The sequence below is a fragment of the Symmachiella macrocystis genome, assembly GCF_007860075.1.
GTDB classification, from domain to species: Bacteria; Planctomycetota; Planctomycetia; order Planctomycetales; family Planctomycetaceae; genus Symmachiella; species Symmachiella macrocystis.
On sequence record NZ_SJPP01000001.1, the window covers coordinates 349,457 to 363,211 of the forward strand.

Genomic DNA, 13,755 nt, shown 5'->3' on the forward strand with positions numbered 1-13,755 from the left:
ACGAGCTGACGATCCAAGGGGCCATCCCAATCTCTTCACCCGTTATCTCATGCAATTTTAGTCAGCGCAACTTTCGAGGGAGCCACCTCCATGTCGTTCGTTGGAAAACTGTTAGTCGTGTTGCAGGTCGTGTTGAGCGTCTGTTTCATGGCGTTCGCCGGTGCGGTCTTTGCGACGCATACGAACTGGAAACAGGAAAACGCAGCTACCCAAGCCAAATTGGAGTCTAAGACGAATCAAATGACTGCGCTTCAGAACCGTTTTGAGCAGTTAGATGCTGAAACGGAAAAGCTGACGGCGGAATTAGAAAAAGAGCGAGACACGCTTGTCGCTGAAGTCCAAAATTTGACGAATGAAAATAATCAATACAAATCCCGTCAAAACGACCATGAAAACCACGCCAATGTGGCCCAGGAGCAAACACGGATCGCACTGAAGCACGCCGAAAACCGGACCAACGAAGCGGTCACGCTGCGAAAAGAAAACAAGCAGATTACCGATTCACGCCATGAAGAACTGAAGGAACGGTTACGTCTGGAAGTCGAGCTCACGGCCGAGAAGGAGAAAACGACTCTGCTGAATGAAACGCTGAAAGGTCAATTGCGTGACATCGCTCAACTCAAATCGGCGTTACGCCGGGCCGGCCTGTCGGACACACCGGGACCGATTGCACAAGCTCCCCCGCAAGATGTTGATGGTCGTGTGCGACGCGTAAAGAAAAATCGTCGCGGCACTGTTGACCTAGTGGAAGTGAACATCGGCTCGGACGATGGCTTGATCAAGGGACACACTTTAACCGTCTATCGAGGCGGCAAATACCTCGGTGAACTAAGAATTGTAGAAACATCGACTGATATGGCTGTCGCGGAAGTGCTGTCGACTGCCAAAATCGGACTGATTCAGGAGGGGGACAATGTCACCACGAAGCTCTAGCAGTCGCCGCACGAAGAAAAAGCCCCAAGGCCCCCCGCCCGAGGCGGACATTTACGTCGCCTTGTTGTTCGTATCTGTCGCCGCATTAATCACCGGGATTGGATTCTTGTGGGTCGAATTGGATGCCTACGGATTCACATCGCCGTAACCGACTGACGTCGAGACACTTGAAGAACGCCGTTCCCCGCGAACGGCGTTCTTTTTTGCGCAATGAGTGCTGCGCGATGACAGTTGCGCGACCACATTTGAGTCGCAACAGATTCCGTCAGTCACTTCCCACACCGTCGAGCAATGTGCATACTTGTTTGCGGAAGCTTTCAATTCGGGAAAGAGGGAAACGGAACGTGAATCAACAACCACCGGTTATCGTCACCAACAACGAAGGCGTCGTGCGACTCGGCTTGAATCGCGCAGAAAAGAAAAACGCGATCACTGTCGAGATGTATGGATTACTCGCTGCAGGCATCGGACAAGCCGAAGCGGATCCGACAGTGCGGGCGATACTCATCCACGGAGCCGCGGAATGTTTTACCGCCGGCAACGACCTTAAGGACTTTTTAGGCTCGCCCCCCGCGGAGGCGGACAGTCCGGTTGCGCAATTCCTGCAGGCGATCAGTACCGCCACCAAACCGTTGGTCGCAGCTGTAACGGGACCGGCGATTGGTATTGGCACCACGATGTTGTTGCATTGCGATCTGGTGTTTGCCGGGTCGGGCGCGACGTTGCAATTGCCGTTCGTGAATCTGGGACTCTGTCCCGAAGCGGCTTCCAGTTATCTACTGCCGCAATTGATCGGTCATCAGCGGGCGGCGGAGTTGTTGTTGCTTGGCAAGCCGTTCTCGGCGGAAACGGCGTGTGCGTATGGCCTAGTGAACCGCGTGTTGCCCGACGGCGAAGTGCTCGACGCTGCCGTCGAATGCTGCCAAGAGTTGGCAGCGCTGCCGCCTTCGGCGCTGCGGGAGACGAAGCGACTGATGAAACAGTTCGCAACTCCGACGGTCGCAACAACAATGCAGGCGGAAATGGGAGCGTTTGCTCAGCGGCTAAAATCACCCGAAGCCCGGGAAGCGATGACCGCATTTTTCGAACGTCGTCCGCCCGACTTTTCAAGTTTTGAATAACCCGCGCGTTTCGCTCGCCCCTCTTTGTCCATTCTCGTGTTTGATGTGAGCTGACCATGGTCGTTTTTTTTCGCATGGCTGGATGTCTGATCTTAGCGACCACATTCACGGCAAGCCTTGCCGCTGCCGAGCGACGACCGAATGTGTTGATTGCTGTTTCGGACGATCAGTCCTATCCGCACGCGTCGGCATATGGATATCAGGCGATCCAGACCCCCAATTTCGACCGTGTCGCGCGGGAGGGGGTTTTGTTTCACAATGCGTTTTCCCCAGCGCCAGGCTGCAGTCCAATGCGGGCGGCCTTTCTGACTGGCCGAAATATCTGGCAATTGGAGCATGCCGGGACGCACGCCAGTTCGTTTCCAGCGAAATACGTCGGCTTCCAGGACCAGTTGGAGGAGTCGGGCTATTTTGTCGGGTTCACCGGCAAGGGCTGGGGACCGGGCAATTGGGAGGCTGATGGGCGGACGAGAAATCCCGCGGGGCCGCAGTATTCTAAGCGGACTGCGAAGACCCCGCCCGGCATTCGTGCCACCGACTACGCAGCCAACTTTGCTGATTTTCTGGCTGAGCGTCCAAAAGATCAGCCGTTTAGTTTTTGGTATGGGGGCTCGGAGCCGCACCGGGTTTTTGAGAAGGGAATTGGCCGTCGCAATGGGCTGGATCCAGACAAGGTGGTCGTTCCGCCTTTTCTGCCCGACACGCCGGAAATCCGCGACGACTTGTTGGACTATTGCTACGAAATCCAATGGTTCGATCAGCACCTGGGACGCATGTTGGACCTGCTCGAAGAGGCGGGCGAATTGGAGAATACGTTGGTGATCGTCACCAGCGACAATGGGATGGCCTTCCCGGCTGCCAAAGCAAACGCCTATGAATACGGGATTCACATGCCATTGGCGATCGCTTGGCCGGCAAAAATCCCCGGCGACCGAGTTGTGAATGATCTGGTCAATTTGATCGACGTCACTGCCACGATCTACGCAGCAACGGATGTCAAACCGCCGGAGAAATATCCGCTCTCGGGAAAGAGTTTGTTAGGGTTATTGGAATCCGATGCAAGCGGCGTCGTTGAGCCGCAGCGGAATGCGATCTTCTCGGGTCGCGAACGGCATTCGTCGTCGCGATACAATTCGCTGGGCTATCCGCAACGTTGCATCCGCACGGCTGATTATTTGTACATTCGCAATTTTCGCCCCGAACGTTGGCCGGCCGGTGCGCCGCGAAAATTTGGACATGGACAGTACGCCAAAGGGGCCGCGGTGACGAACGACGATCTGGGTCCGGAACACGGCGGATACCACGACATCGACGCCTGCCCCGCTCTCGATTTTCTGATCGAGCACCGTGACGATCCCAAAATCTCGCGCTTCTTCCATCTAGCAGTCGACAAACGGCCGGCAGAGGAACTATTCGACATTCGCACCGATCCCGGCTGTCTGAACAATCTGGCTGGGGATCCACGTTTTGCTGAAGTCCAACAACAGCTTTCGGCGCGGCTGATGGATTACCTCAAACAGACCGGCGACGCGCGGGTCACGGCAAGTGACGGCGGCGACATCTGGGAAACATATCGCCGCTACAGCAAGTTGCGTTGGTTCCCCAAACCGGATTGGGCGAAAGAGCATCCGGAACGCGTTCCACAACAAGATTGGGTGGAAGAACGCCGCCCGAAATAGATTATCACGCCGGGGCCGCTATCATCTGGGCAAGTTTTTTAGCCACGGATTAACACGGATTAACACGGATTTAAAAAAACTTGACCGTGTGGGGCCGCACAAAATGGGAATTGAACCGAATCTCATGGGGACGCAACCGGCTTATTGGGGGGCGTCGATGTTGCGGAGGTATTTTAGGGCTCGTTCGGCGTCGCCTGCGCGGTCTTCACCTTGGGTGCGGGTGACGATCAGCCAGCCGCGATAGGCGATTTCATCGAGCGTGGCGACGAATTCCAGCCAATCGATCTCGCCGCGGCCTAACGCCACTTCCAATCCGCTGCCTGAGGCGTCTTGCAGTCCATCGCGGGCTTGGACATGGAAGATCCATTGATGTAATTCGCGAAGCATGGGCAACGGGTCGTGGCCGGACATCAGAAACCCGGCGGGATCGAAATCGAGACCCAAGGGGCCTTTGGTGATATCTCCCAACAGCCGCGCCAAATCGGCCGGATTATCGCCGCTGGGCGTGATTGCGGCGGCGACACCGACATGATTTCCATAACGGGCGATGCCGTTGAGCACCTCCCGCAGAATCAAATAGTCGGGCGATTCGGCATCGGTCGGGATGCGTCCGATACGGAGTGTGAGGATCTTGGCGCCAAGTTGATAGGCGAAGTCCATCGCCGCTTTGGTGGCCGCGATGCGGCGTTCCAGGTCGTTGGCATTGTAAAACGCGCGGCGACTAGAAAAGCGGAGCGAGGGCAGTTCCAGATTCATTTCGGAGAGGAATTTCGAAAACTGCCGGCGGCCGGTGTGCGACAGATCGGACGGACGCAATTCGGTCCGTACATCGAACTGCACTCCCTCAGCCCCCATTTCGGAGGCGGCGATCAAGGTTTCCCGGACGGGGAGATTCAAACAGGCGGCGGTCACCGCTTTCTTTAAAGTTGGCATGTGGTGTTTTTAATCTTCAAGCCGTGAAGAATCAACTGGACGGCTCGTTGGCGGGTGGGAGGGCTGGCAAGTTCTTCGCCCAGGTTTGGTATTCCTCAAGGCAATCAGCGGGACTGACAAACCTTTTCCAGACCAGCCGCCCACGAAAGCCGTATTCGCGATTTTCTTCCACGCGGTGCACGACGTACTGAAAATCCCAAGCGGGGCGGGGATGTTGGGAGAGTTTGAATTTGAACAGGCTTAACCGCATCTCGTCGACCGGCGTGTGCGCCTTGTCGAACATGAGGATCAACGTCATGTCGCGTGCTGCCCGGCCGTAATAAAACGGTTTGGTGAACCGCGGTGCGTTGTAGCTCCAGCTATTGAGCCGAAATTTCACGTCGTCGTCATACTTCAGCGGGGCAGCGTCGACGTGCCGATAGGTGCCTCCCGTGTTCCAATCGGCCGGACCGGCTGGTGCGTCGCCGGCGATCCAGGTTTCCTCGTCGCCGGGCTGCTTAATGCCGCGAAAATGCAGCGGAACGGCAGCAACGTCGTTCATGTAATTCGCAAAGAAAAACAACGCCCACTCCCGCTCACCAAAAAGCTCCGCGTCTTGGAACCGGCAGCAAAATTCGAAGTCGATGTAATGTGGCGCGGTGACCTTATAGGTCAGGGTGCTACTCACCTTCCAAGGGCTGTCTTCGGCGCGGCGCACTAGTTGCACGGAATTCTGATCCAGCAGCCGGTGCAGTGTGAAGCGCCCATGCCGCGGCGTGAATTTGTTGTGGGGCGTTTGGTGTCCGGAAATGATGTGCTCAAAATTGAGCCCCGCCGAGGCGCCACGTCCATCGGGATCATAGGCATCGTACCCCAGTGCATCGCGCTGATTGAACAGCGACTGCACGCCGCTGAGGATCTTGGGCGAGGCGGAATTGTCGCGGAATTGGACGGTGAGGTTGCCGGATTGGATGTCGATGGTTTCTTCAGCCGGGCCGAGACGGTCGTCGGCAGAGGCCGCTGTGATTAGAAACGACACAATCAGCGAGCCGCAAAGTTTTTCCATCATCAGCCCTGCCTCATAATACGTTGTCGATGAATTATGTACGTCATCACGTCAAATCATTCTGTCTGTTCAGCCAGGACCGTGTGGCAGCGTCTTCGAGAAGTATTGCCGCTTTTTCATCATTCACCTTGAGCCACGCCTCATCAAATGGCCAAGGATGCCTCCGCTGAGGTTCTCCCAGCCAAGGCCATGCTTCAAGCTTAGGAGCGACATACCGTTGGTCAATTTCTCCATTAGCTTGATATTTCGTGGTGAGATAATCGGCCCACAACTGAAAGTAGGATGCGAACGAGCCCGCTAACAAATGCGAGGGAGCTTCATTGACTTCATGATCATAGAAAACGACAGCCCCCTCAGCGATGCCTCCCCCAATCACTAAGCAGTCGTAATCACCGCATCCGTCGCCCCGAACCGGCAGTAGCTGATACGCACCATCCCTATGTGAAATCAGAGAGAGTAATTTCTGGGATTCTTCAAATTCGAAAATCAGCCCGACTACACTATCATGGAGTCCAACGGCGAGTCCGTTCGTTTGGGTGTAAAAATACTTTAATTCCTCCGCTGCCGTACTGCGTTGGAATTGTAAACCAATAATCTCGTCCTCCGTGATCGGCGTACGTAAACGCACATTGTCAAAATGTTTTGTCAACAGTTCGATTGTGCGATGAAACCACTGCATGACAAAGAGTCCCCAAATTCAAATGGCTCACATCCTTGCTTCATCGGCATTGATAGCGACCATTTCCTCTGCCAAACGGAGTGGTTCATCAGCCGCTGTTGCAATCACTAGCAGCGGGAGTTGTGTGAAATACATAGATGCCCTGCGTTACAGTGCCGCTAATCCGCAGCCGGTAGCTTGGCACCGACATACACCGCGCGGTGACGGTTGTCGTCAAATGCGAAATGCAAATACTCTTTGTCGGGGCTGACGAATCCATCGGGATAATTTAAGCGGCCGGGAGAGTCGACCAGGACACGGCGATACGGCCAAGTTTTCATACCGTCGTCGCTGATCCACAATGACAGGGGATTGCGCTGCTTGGGATTGGGATTGTGCAAGATCGCCACACGGTTGCCGCCGAGAGGATACAAGGTGGCTTTGGAACCGGGATTGGGGATGTCGGTCTTTGTGGCGAAATCGGGCCAGGTCTTGCCCCCGTCGTGCGAGTCGGTGCGATACAAGACGCCCCCCAATTTGTCGGCGCGAATCAGCATCGAAATCGTACCGTCGGCCAACTCGACGATGTTGTTTTCGGCCCAGCCTCGGTATTTGTCATTGTCGGTCAGCCTAATCCATCCGTGGACGGACCAAGTTTTGCCATCGTCCTCGCTGATCATCACGCCGTTGCGCGGATTGTGCGGGAATCGTTCTCCGACATAAAACTGAAACGGCAGCATGATGCGTCCGTCGCGGGTCACAATGTGATTCCGTATGAAACTAGCTTTATGCAACGGATCGGGCACGGGGGTCATTGCCGACCAAGTGCGACAAGAGTCGTTGCTGTGTGCCTGCCATGTCCGCGCCTCACCGAAACGGCCGTCATGCGTTGTAAAAAACAGGGTGCAGCGTTCGCCGTGCACCATCAATTCAGTGGGGACCAAAGCGCGGTTGGGATCATTTTTCTTGACACCAAAATCAATCGGCTGCATCTCCGACCAAGTTCGCCCCTGGTCCAGACTCCGGGTGAGAAAGATCCGGTTTCGCGGCGACGGTTCCTTGTCTCCTCCACCGAGCATCACCATGACCCACGACCCGTCCGGCATCGCGCGGAGCGTGGTGTCGCAGACAAGTTTGTCGGGAGACTGGCCCTCGAAGATGGTGTGGATGACGTCACCCGCATCCTTCCCCTGCGCGTCTTCCGCAGGACCGAGCGGTTCATCGGCACCAACGAACGTGGAAAGCGAGAGTAGCGTCAACACGGTGTATAGAAACCGCTTCATGAGTTTGCTCCATTGCATTGCCAAGCGGTAGTCGATTGCGACGGCAGAGCCGTCGGTTTGGGACTTGGACGCTTCAGACAAACTGCCGTACGAATTGAATGTCCTTGGCCGTCTGGGCGATGCAGCCGTCGGTATCTAGATTTTGGAAACTGTGCCGGCCTTTGTATTCGCTGTGCATCGAAATCACGCCGTGGTATCCCAGCGTATGCAGAGCTTCGATGAATTTGGGAACCGGGCAGACGCCGTCGGCGACGGGGACGTTGATTGTTTGCCAATGTTGTTGGCCGTATTTGTCTCGGTCGGTTTTTTCCCAGGCAAAGTTCTTCATCGAGGAGAGGGCAATCCAGGGGCCGAGTAAATCCAAGCCTTGCCGCCAACCGTCGATACCCCCTTCTTTGGTCATGTGCTGCGGGTCGACATAGGCGCCGATGTCTTCGGGGGAAAAGTCTTTGATCAATTCGTACAGATGCGTGCCGTGCGAGGGGATTGATTTTCCTGAGTGGATGTGCACGCAGGGGAGCACGCCATACGGTTTGGCCAATTTGATGACAGCGGCCAATTGTTTTTTGACTGCATCCATCTCCTGAGCCATTGCACCAAATTTTTTGTATTTGTAGTAGCCCAATTTGATGCGGTCGATCCCCAAATCACTAGCGGTCGCCAAGAGCTTTTCCGCGGTCGCGTTTGGCTCGGTGATGGCGGTTGTTAGAAAATAAACCTTCAAACCGGCATCCTGGGCCGCTTGGACAGCTGCTGGCAATTCTTCGGCGACGTTTTCGGGAGCGATATGCCCACCGGGCCGGACGGTCAGGTCCAAACCATCGGCGCCGATCTCTTTGAATATGCGGCAAACTTCAGGAATCGGGCGGTCCTGGAAACTTTTGCTGAATACGGCGAGCGGATTTCCGGTCTTCGCCTCCGCTGCTACAGCTGAACGAGACTGTCCCAAGACGGTCGCCCCGGCCGCCAGAGCCAACCCAGTACGTGCGGTTTGGTGGAGAAAGGTTCGTCGGTTGGGTTGCGACATGATTTTTGTAGCCTTGTGGTTGGCATTGAAGAACGCGGACCGTAGACGACAGCCGCCGCCGGATAACAGTTTGATTATGACGTAAAAGCCGCGGCTGTCCAAGACAGGGCGGGGGTTCGTCCTGAGGCGTGAGGGGACAGGCTTGAGGGAGGTGCTTGGTATCCTGGCTTGGTTTGGATTACATTTGGTACATGAATCAGCGACAGACATATCGCGCGCGGTGGGTGTTTCCCGGGGACGGGCCGCCGCTGGAGCGTGGAGTGATTGAAATCGAGGCGGGGCGAATTGCCGCTGTGCATGACCGCACCGACAGCGCAGCGCAAGACCTGGGTGATGTGGCGATCGTGCCGGGGTTGGTCAATGCGCATACGCATTTGGAGTTCAGCGACCTGACGCAGCCGATTGGGCCGGCATTGCCCTTTACGGATTGGATTCGCGTTTTGGTCGCCAATCGGCGCAGCCGCGATGCGTCGACAAGTGCCGTTGCCACAGGCAAGCGTGAAGCGGAACGAACCGGCACGACCCTGCTGGGTGAAATTGCCTCGCCCGGTTGGAAGGCTGCGGAGTTTTTCCCGCCCGCTGCCCGCGTCGTGGTGTTTCAAGAAATCCTAGGACTGGCGGCTGCGCAACACGATCCGCAATTGACGCTCGCTCGTGAACATTTGCAGCAGCCACAACAGGACCGGCTGATTTACGGTCTCAGTCCCCATGCGCCCTACAGCGTGCGTCCGGCGTTGTACGCTGCGCTCGTTCAACTGGCCGTGGAACATCAATGCCCCTTGGCGGTGCACCTTGCGGAAACGCGGGCGGAGTTGGAATTGCTCAGTTCCGGCAGCGGCGAGTTTGTGGAGATGCTCCGCGAATTCGGCGTCTGGGATCCGACGGCAATCCCGACTGGATCGCGCCCAATGGATTACCTCCGCCCACTGGCGGATGCCGAGTATGCGTTGGCGATTCACGGTAATTATCTGGATGAGGAAGAAATCGCATTCCTGGCGGAGCATCCCAACATCACGGTCGTCTACTGCCCCCGCACGCACGCTTATTTCGCTCACGAACCCCATCCCTGGCGACGTCTACTGCAGGCGGGTGTCTCTGTGGCGATCGGCACCGACAGCCGCGGATCGAATCCCGATTTGAACCTGTGGCGGGAACTACAATTTTTGCGACGGACGTTTCCCGATGTCGATCCGGCGGAGTTGTTAACGCTGGGGACCAACAACGGGGCGCGGGCCTTAGGACTAGATGGCGAAATCGGCACGTTGCGGCCAGGGAAATCTGCCGACATGGCTGTTGTGGCTTTGAATGGGGCGGCGGGTGAATTGTTTGCTCCGGAAACCGAAATCACCGCCACGATGTGCGCCGGGGATTGGATCGCGCGTTAATTCTCCTCACATCCAAAGTGGAACCCCTTCAGGGTTCGCTCCACGGTGACACGCGTTCCCAGGGTGGCGCGGCTTTGCCGCTTACCCTGGGCTAGGATGTCTCACCCCTTCGGGGTTTCGGTGTTTTTGCAGGGAATTCTGTTTGACTGTATTCTGTTTGACGGTTTTGGGGGATGACTGAAATTTCTGTTACCGGTCGAAAAACTGGCCTGCGCATGGTAATAGTACGGCTCCTGTGATTCCGCGTGATACCTGCTTAATTATGAAAACTGCGAAAACAGAACTGCTATGCCACGATTGACCCCCGATGAACTCCGTGCTGCTGTTGCGAAATTGCCGCATTTTCCGTTGGCCCATACTCCCACGCCGCTGGAGCATCTGCCGAAACTATCCAAGCTGTTGGGCGGGCCGCAGATTTATATCAAGCGGGACGACTGCACCGGCTTGACGTTTGGCGGAAATAAGACGCGGCACAATGAATTGATTCTGGGCGATGCAATTCAAAAACAGGCGGACATCTTCGTCTGGGGGGCGGGCATCCACAGCAATAACTGCCGTCAAACCGCTGCCGCCTGCGCGAAGGCGGGCATTGATATTCATCTGGTACTGGGTCGTGGTCGTCCGGCGAACGGGCCTGATCCGATTCAAGGTAATTTGTTGCTCGATTATCTGGTCGGCGCGAAGGTCGAAATTATTGAGGGCGCGATCGGTCCCGATGTCGACGAACATATCATGCACCGCAGCCGCGAATACGCAGCAGCGGGACGGACGGTGTATTCCTGGGACCGCAAAGTCGTCAAGCCATTGGCGGCGATTGGTTATGTGACCGCGATGATCGAGATCGCCGAACAGTCCGCCGCGCAATCGTTCACGCCCGATGCGGTCTACCTGTGTTCCGCCGGATCAACGGGCGCCGGCTTGGTGGCGGGGAGCAAAGCTTTGGGTTTGAATTTACCCATCACGCATTGTGCCCCAATCGTGTGGCCCTGGGACACGCGGGCCGATATGGCGCGGATTGCTCGTGAAGCGGGCGAATTGATCGGCGTTTCGATCGATGTGGAATCAAATGACATCGATCTGTCCGAAGAGTACATCGGCCCGACGGGTTACGGGACCTCTTCACCAGCCGGATTGGAAGCGATTTCACTCATGGCCCGCGAAGAAGCCATTTTGCTCGACCCGATTTACAGCAGCAAAGCGATGTCCGGCCTGATCGACCACATCCGCCAAGGCCGATTCACAGCGGATCAAAACGTGGTGTTCGTCCACACCGGCGGCACCCCGGCGCTGTTTTCGCTGAATGACGAAATCATGCAAGGCATTGGACCGCGCGAGCTGGAATAATGACCCCACCGGGAAGGCAAGATCCACGGAGCCTCGACATCATTGCTGACAGACAGGAAACGACCATCGAACAACACTGGTCGAAATTTGAAAATACGAAACACGAACGGTAGTATTTGAACGGCAACTACAATTATTGTTTCTGTTAGAATGTTAAACACCCCAAAGTGCTTGAGGCGAAATCCACCGTGAAAACTTGGTCTTTATGCACAATTTTGTTTGCAGCATTGATGGTCGGCTGCGCACCCGATGACAGCTTGAATTCACAAGTCGGTGGAGAGACGACTTCAATTTACATCTACTCGAAGTCGCCTGCGCCTGTTGATCGGTATGAGTTAGAGGAGGATTTACAGGATTTTCTGGGCGACGACGGTATGGTCTCAGGCGGAGGGGCGGGCGACACCGGCTGGAATATTGATTTAGAAGTGGACTCCGCATCAGCGGAGGACGTCATCCAACGGCTCATTCCATTTCTAAAAGAAAAGCAAGTCGGCAGCGATACCCACCTAGACGTGTTTCCGCCTGATTGGAAAGAGGGAGACGAGAAACGCCGTGTTAACGTTTTCGATGTTGGCGGTGAATGATTGCCAACGCATCGTAAAAGGCCTCACGAAAAGTCGCCAAGATGTGTCTGCGAATGCCTCTCTTTTTCTTTGCGACTTTGCGCCTCTGCGAGAGTCTTTTTTTCTAATCAGGGTAATTATATGCGCAGCTGAAGCCCCGGAAGATCGTCAGCAATAACGTCATTCGCCATGCCAGCGACTTGCACCTAATATTCTCATCAGCGGCCTTTCCGGTCTTGGGGATGGACGATTGGGTATGCGGGGGTTTCGACGAAGGAATCCTGCATCGCCCGGTCGATTTTTTTGACAATCGACGTGTGCTCCGTGGCGACGTTTTGCTTTTCACCGGGATCCACAGCTAAGTCATACAGCTCGATGTCCGCATCGATGCCGTTGCGGATGCCCTTCCAATCCCCCATGCGGACCGCCTGCATAAAATTGCCGCGTGAATGTCCGTAATCCCAATAAAGAAAATCGTGTTGTTGAGTTTGCGGCTTTCCTAATATTGCCGGTGCCATGGAGATGCCATCCGTGGATTCCGGAGCGGGGACTCCCGCCAATTCCGCCAAGGTCGGCATCACATCCCAGAAGGCCCAGACTTGATCGCTTTCGCGTCCGGCGGGGACGTGTCCCGGCCAACGGACGATCATCGGCACACGGATGCCCGCTTCGTAGAGGTCGCGTTTTTGTCCTTGAAAGGGACCGCGGCTGTTGAAGTACTTCGGGCGATGCGATTGGCTGGCTGTCGCGCAGGGGCCATTGTCACTGGTGAAAAACACAATCGTGTTGTCATCGAGGCCCTGCTTTTTGAGCAATGCTAAAATGGCGCCTACGTCACGATCCATGCGTGTGATCATGGCGGCGTAGTTCTTTTCAACCTGCGGCCAGGAGCGATTGGTATAAGGCGCGTCGCTGGGGACGATGAGCGATTCGGGCGTGTTGCCGGGAAAGTCGGACCAGTGCGGCAAGGTGTAGGCCAAATATAGAAAAAAGGGTTTGTCACCGGATTGTTCAATGAACTGCAATGCGCGCTTGGTGAACAGGTCGTGCGTATACTTACCCCGCTTTTCGGCACGATTGCCGCGCAGCAATTTGATGCGATCGTTATTCCACAGGTAGTGCGGATAGTAAAAATGCGCCTGGTCCTGATCGAGGTGTCCGAACCAATCGTCGAAACCTTGATCGTTGGGTTTTCCTTCGGAACCGTGCACGCCAAGGCTCCACTTGCCGATGGCCGCGGTGCGATACCCGGCCGGTTTGAGGACTTCGGCCAATGTGACATCGTCGTCGTGTAAGAACGTGCCGTGCGGAATATTGTCACGAATCCGCGCATGCCCGTTGTGTACACCAGTCATCAAACAACACCGCGACGGCGCGCAGACCGTCGACCCGGCATAGGCCTGCAAAAACCGCGTCCCTTCGCGCGCCATGCCATCTAAGTGCGGCGTCTGGATTCGCTTTTGCCCGTAACACCCCAAGTCGCCGTAGCCGAGATCGTCGGCCATGATGAAAACGATATTCGGTTTCGCTGGCGGATCAGCGGCGGGAAGGTTAGTTGCCGCGCAGAAGAGGATGGCCAATACGAAAACGGTGGTGATGCGTGGGGGCATGGGAGATCACCTACTGGGAGTGTTTGTAAAACTAAAAAAGATCTCGCGCAGAGACGCGGAGGCGCAAAGAAGAAGAAAGGCAATGAACTGCGGTTTTTCTTGGCGGCTATGCGTTTTGGCGCACGGCTTTTTTGGATGAGGACGAAAACCTACAGCATAATAGATTTGGCGACA

Annotated in this window: 13 protein-coding genes; 7 read left to right on the forward strand and 6 right to left on the reverse strand. The window is 55.7% G+C overall.

Annotated features, from left to right (window positions below):
* Window positions 1–90: 90 nt before the first annotated feature.
* The 4 genes from CA54_RS01380 (at window position 91) to CA54_RS01390 (ending at window position 3,733) form a co-directional block, all read left to right on the forward strand.
* A complete protein-coding gene (locus CA54_RS01380) occupies window positions 91–933 on the forward strand; it encodes a hypothetical protein (protein WP_146369087.1) in 843 nt (280 codons plus the stop codon).
* Entirely contained in the window at window positions 914–1,081 is a 168-nt protein-coding gene (locus CA54_RS29075) for a hypothetical protein (protein ID WP_197532584.1), read from the forward strand. Before CA54_RS01380 ends, CA54_RS29075 begins: the two co-directional genes overlap by 20 nt.
* Before the next feature lie 196 nt (window positions 1,082–1,277).
* The gene (locus CA54_RS01385) at window positions 1,278–2,054 is read left to right on the forward strand and encodes an enoyl-CoA hydratase (protein ID WP_197532115.1); all 777 of its coding nucleotides are present in this window, start codon (window positions 1,278–1,280) and stop codon (window positions 2,052–2,054) included.
* A 56-nt stretch (window positions 2,055–2,110) separates the two neighbouring features.
* Window positions 2,111–3,733 (forward strand): sulfatase family protein, encoded by a 1,623-nt coding sequence (locus CA54_RS01390; protein ID WP_197532116.1) that lies wholly within the window; start codon window positions 2,111–2,113, stop codon window positions 3,731–3,733.
* A gap of 141 nt (window positions 3,734–3,874) precedes the next feature.
* Here CA54_RS01390 and CA54_RS01395 read toward each other — a convergent pair whose 3' ends face one another.
* The 5 genes from CA54_RS01395 to CA54_RS01415 form a co-directional block, all read right to left on the reverse strand.
* Complete coding sequence (locus tag CA54_RS01395) at window positions 3,875–4,666, reverse strand: sugar phosphate isomerase/epimerase family protein (protein WP_146369089.1); 792 nt, start codon at window positions 4,664–4,666, stop codon at window positions 3,875–3,877.
* A 31-nt stretch (window positions 4,667–4,697) separates the two neighbouring features.
* Entirely contained in the window at window positions 4,698–5,714 is a 1,017-nt protein-coding gene (locus CA54_RS01400; RefSeq protein ID WP_146369090.1) for a hypothetical protein, read from the reverse strand.
* Between the two features lie 43 nt (window positions 5,715–5,757).
* Window positions 5,758–6,390, reverse strand: a complete 633-nt coding sequence (locus tag CA54_RS01405; protein ID WP_146369091.1) for an SMI1/KNR4 family protein — start codon at window positions 6,388–6,390, stop codon at window positions 5,758–5,760.
* Between the two features lie 158 nt (window positions 6,391–6,548).
* Entirely contained in the window at window positions 6,549–7,652 is a 1,104-nt protein-coding gene (locus tag CA54_RS01410; protein ID WP_231962928.1) for a sialidase family protein, read from the reverse strand.
* 73 nt (window positions 7,653–7,725) lie between these two features.
* A complete protein-coding gene (locus CA54_RS01415; RefSeq protein WP_197532117.1) occupies window positions 7,726–8,679 on the reverse strand; it encodes a sugar phosphate isomerase/epimerase family protein in 954 nt (317 codons plus the stop codon).
* A gap of 191 nt (window positions 8,680–8,870) precedes the next feature.
* On the opposite strand from CA54_RS01415, the gene CA54_RS01420 reads away from it, so the two are divergent.
* The 3 genes from CA54_RS01420 to CA54_RS01430 all read left to right on the forward strand — a co-directional run bounded on the left by CA54_RS01420 (window position 8,871) and on the right by CA54_RS01430 (window position 11,992).
* Complete coding sequence (locus tag CA54_RS01420) at window positions 8,871–10,064, forward strand: amidohydrolase family protein (protein ID WP_146369093.1); 1,194 nt, start codon at window positions 8,871–8,873, stop codon at window positions 10,062–10,064.
* A 288-nt stretch (window positions 10,065–10,352) separates the two neighbouring features.
* The gene (locus CA54_RS01425) at window positions 10,353–11,408 is read left to right on the forward strand and encodes a D-cysteine desulfhydrase family protein (protein ID WP_146369094.1); all 1,056 of its coding nucleotides are present in this window, start codon (window positions 10,353–10,355) and stop codon (window positions 11,406–11,408) included.
* A gap of 188 nt (window positions 11,409–11,596) precedes the next feature.
* Window positions 11,597–11,992 (forward strand): hypothetical protein, encoded by a 396-nt coding sequence (locus CA54_RS01430; protein ID WP_146369095.1) that lies wholly within the window; start codon window positions 11,597–11,599, stop codon window positions 11,990–11,992.
* A gap of 197 nt (window positions 11,993–12,189) precedes the next feature.
* Here the strand turns inward: CA54_RS01430 and CA54_RS01435 are convergent, their stop codons facing one another.
* Window positions 12,190–13,581 carry an arylsulfatase gene (locus CA54_RS01435; protein WP_146369096.1) on the reverse strand — a complete coding sequence of 464 codons (1,392 nt, stop codon included), beginning with the start codon at window positions 13,579–13,581 and terminating at the stop codon, window positions 12,190–12,192.
* Window positions 13,582–13,755: the final 174 nt, after the last annotated feature.

Coding starts and splice junctions, on each gene's coding strand:
- CA54_RS01380 (WP_146369087.1), top strand. CDS start 91: ATGTCGTTCGTTGGAAAACTGTTAGTCGTGTTGCAGGTCGTGTTGAGC.
- CA54_RS29075 (WP_197532584.1), top strand. CDS start 914: ATGTCACCACGAAGCTCTAGCAGTCGCCGCACGAAGAAAAAGCCCCAA.
- CA54_RS01390 (WP_197532116.1), top strand. CDS start 2,111: ATGGTCGTTTTTTTTCGCATGGCTGGATGTCTGATCTTAGCGACCACA.
- CA54_RS01395 (WP_146369089.1), bottom strand. CDS start 4,666: ATGCCAACTTTAAAGAAAGCGGTGACCGCCGCCTGTTTGAATCTCCCC.
- CA54_RS01400 (WP_146369090.1), bottom strand. CDS start 5,714: ATGATGGAAAAACTTTGCGGCTCGCTGATTGTGTCGTTTCTAATCACA.
- CA54_RS01405 (WP_146369091.1), bottom strand. CDS start 6,390: ATGCAGTGGTTTCATCGCACAATCGAACTGTTGACAAAACATTTTGAC.
- CA54_RS01410 (WP_231962928.1), bottom strand. CDS start 7,652: ATGAAGCGGTTTCTATACACCGTGTTGACGCTACTCTCGCTTTCCACG.
- CA54_RS01415 (WP_197532117.1), bottom strand. CDS start 8,679: ATGTCGCAACCCAACCGACGAACCTTTCTCCACCAAACCGCACGTACT.
- CA54_RS01420 (WP_146369093.1), top strand. CDS start 8,871: ATGAATCAGCGACAGACATATCGCGCGCGGTGGGTGTTTCCCGGGGAC.
- CA54_RS01425 (WP_146369094.1), top strand. CDS start 10,353: ATGCCACGATTGACCCCCGATGAACTCCGTGCTGCTGTTGCGAAATTG.
- CA54_RS01435 (WP_146369096.1), bottom strand. CDS start 13,581: ATGCCCCCACGCATCACCACCGTTTTCGTATTGGCCATCCTCTTCTGC.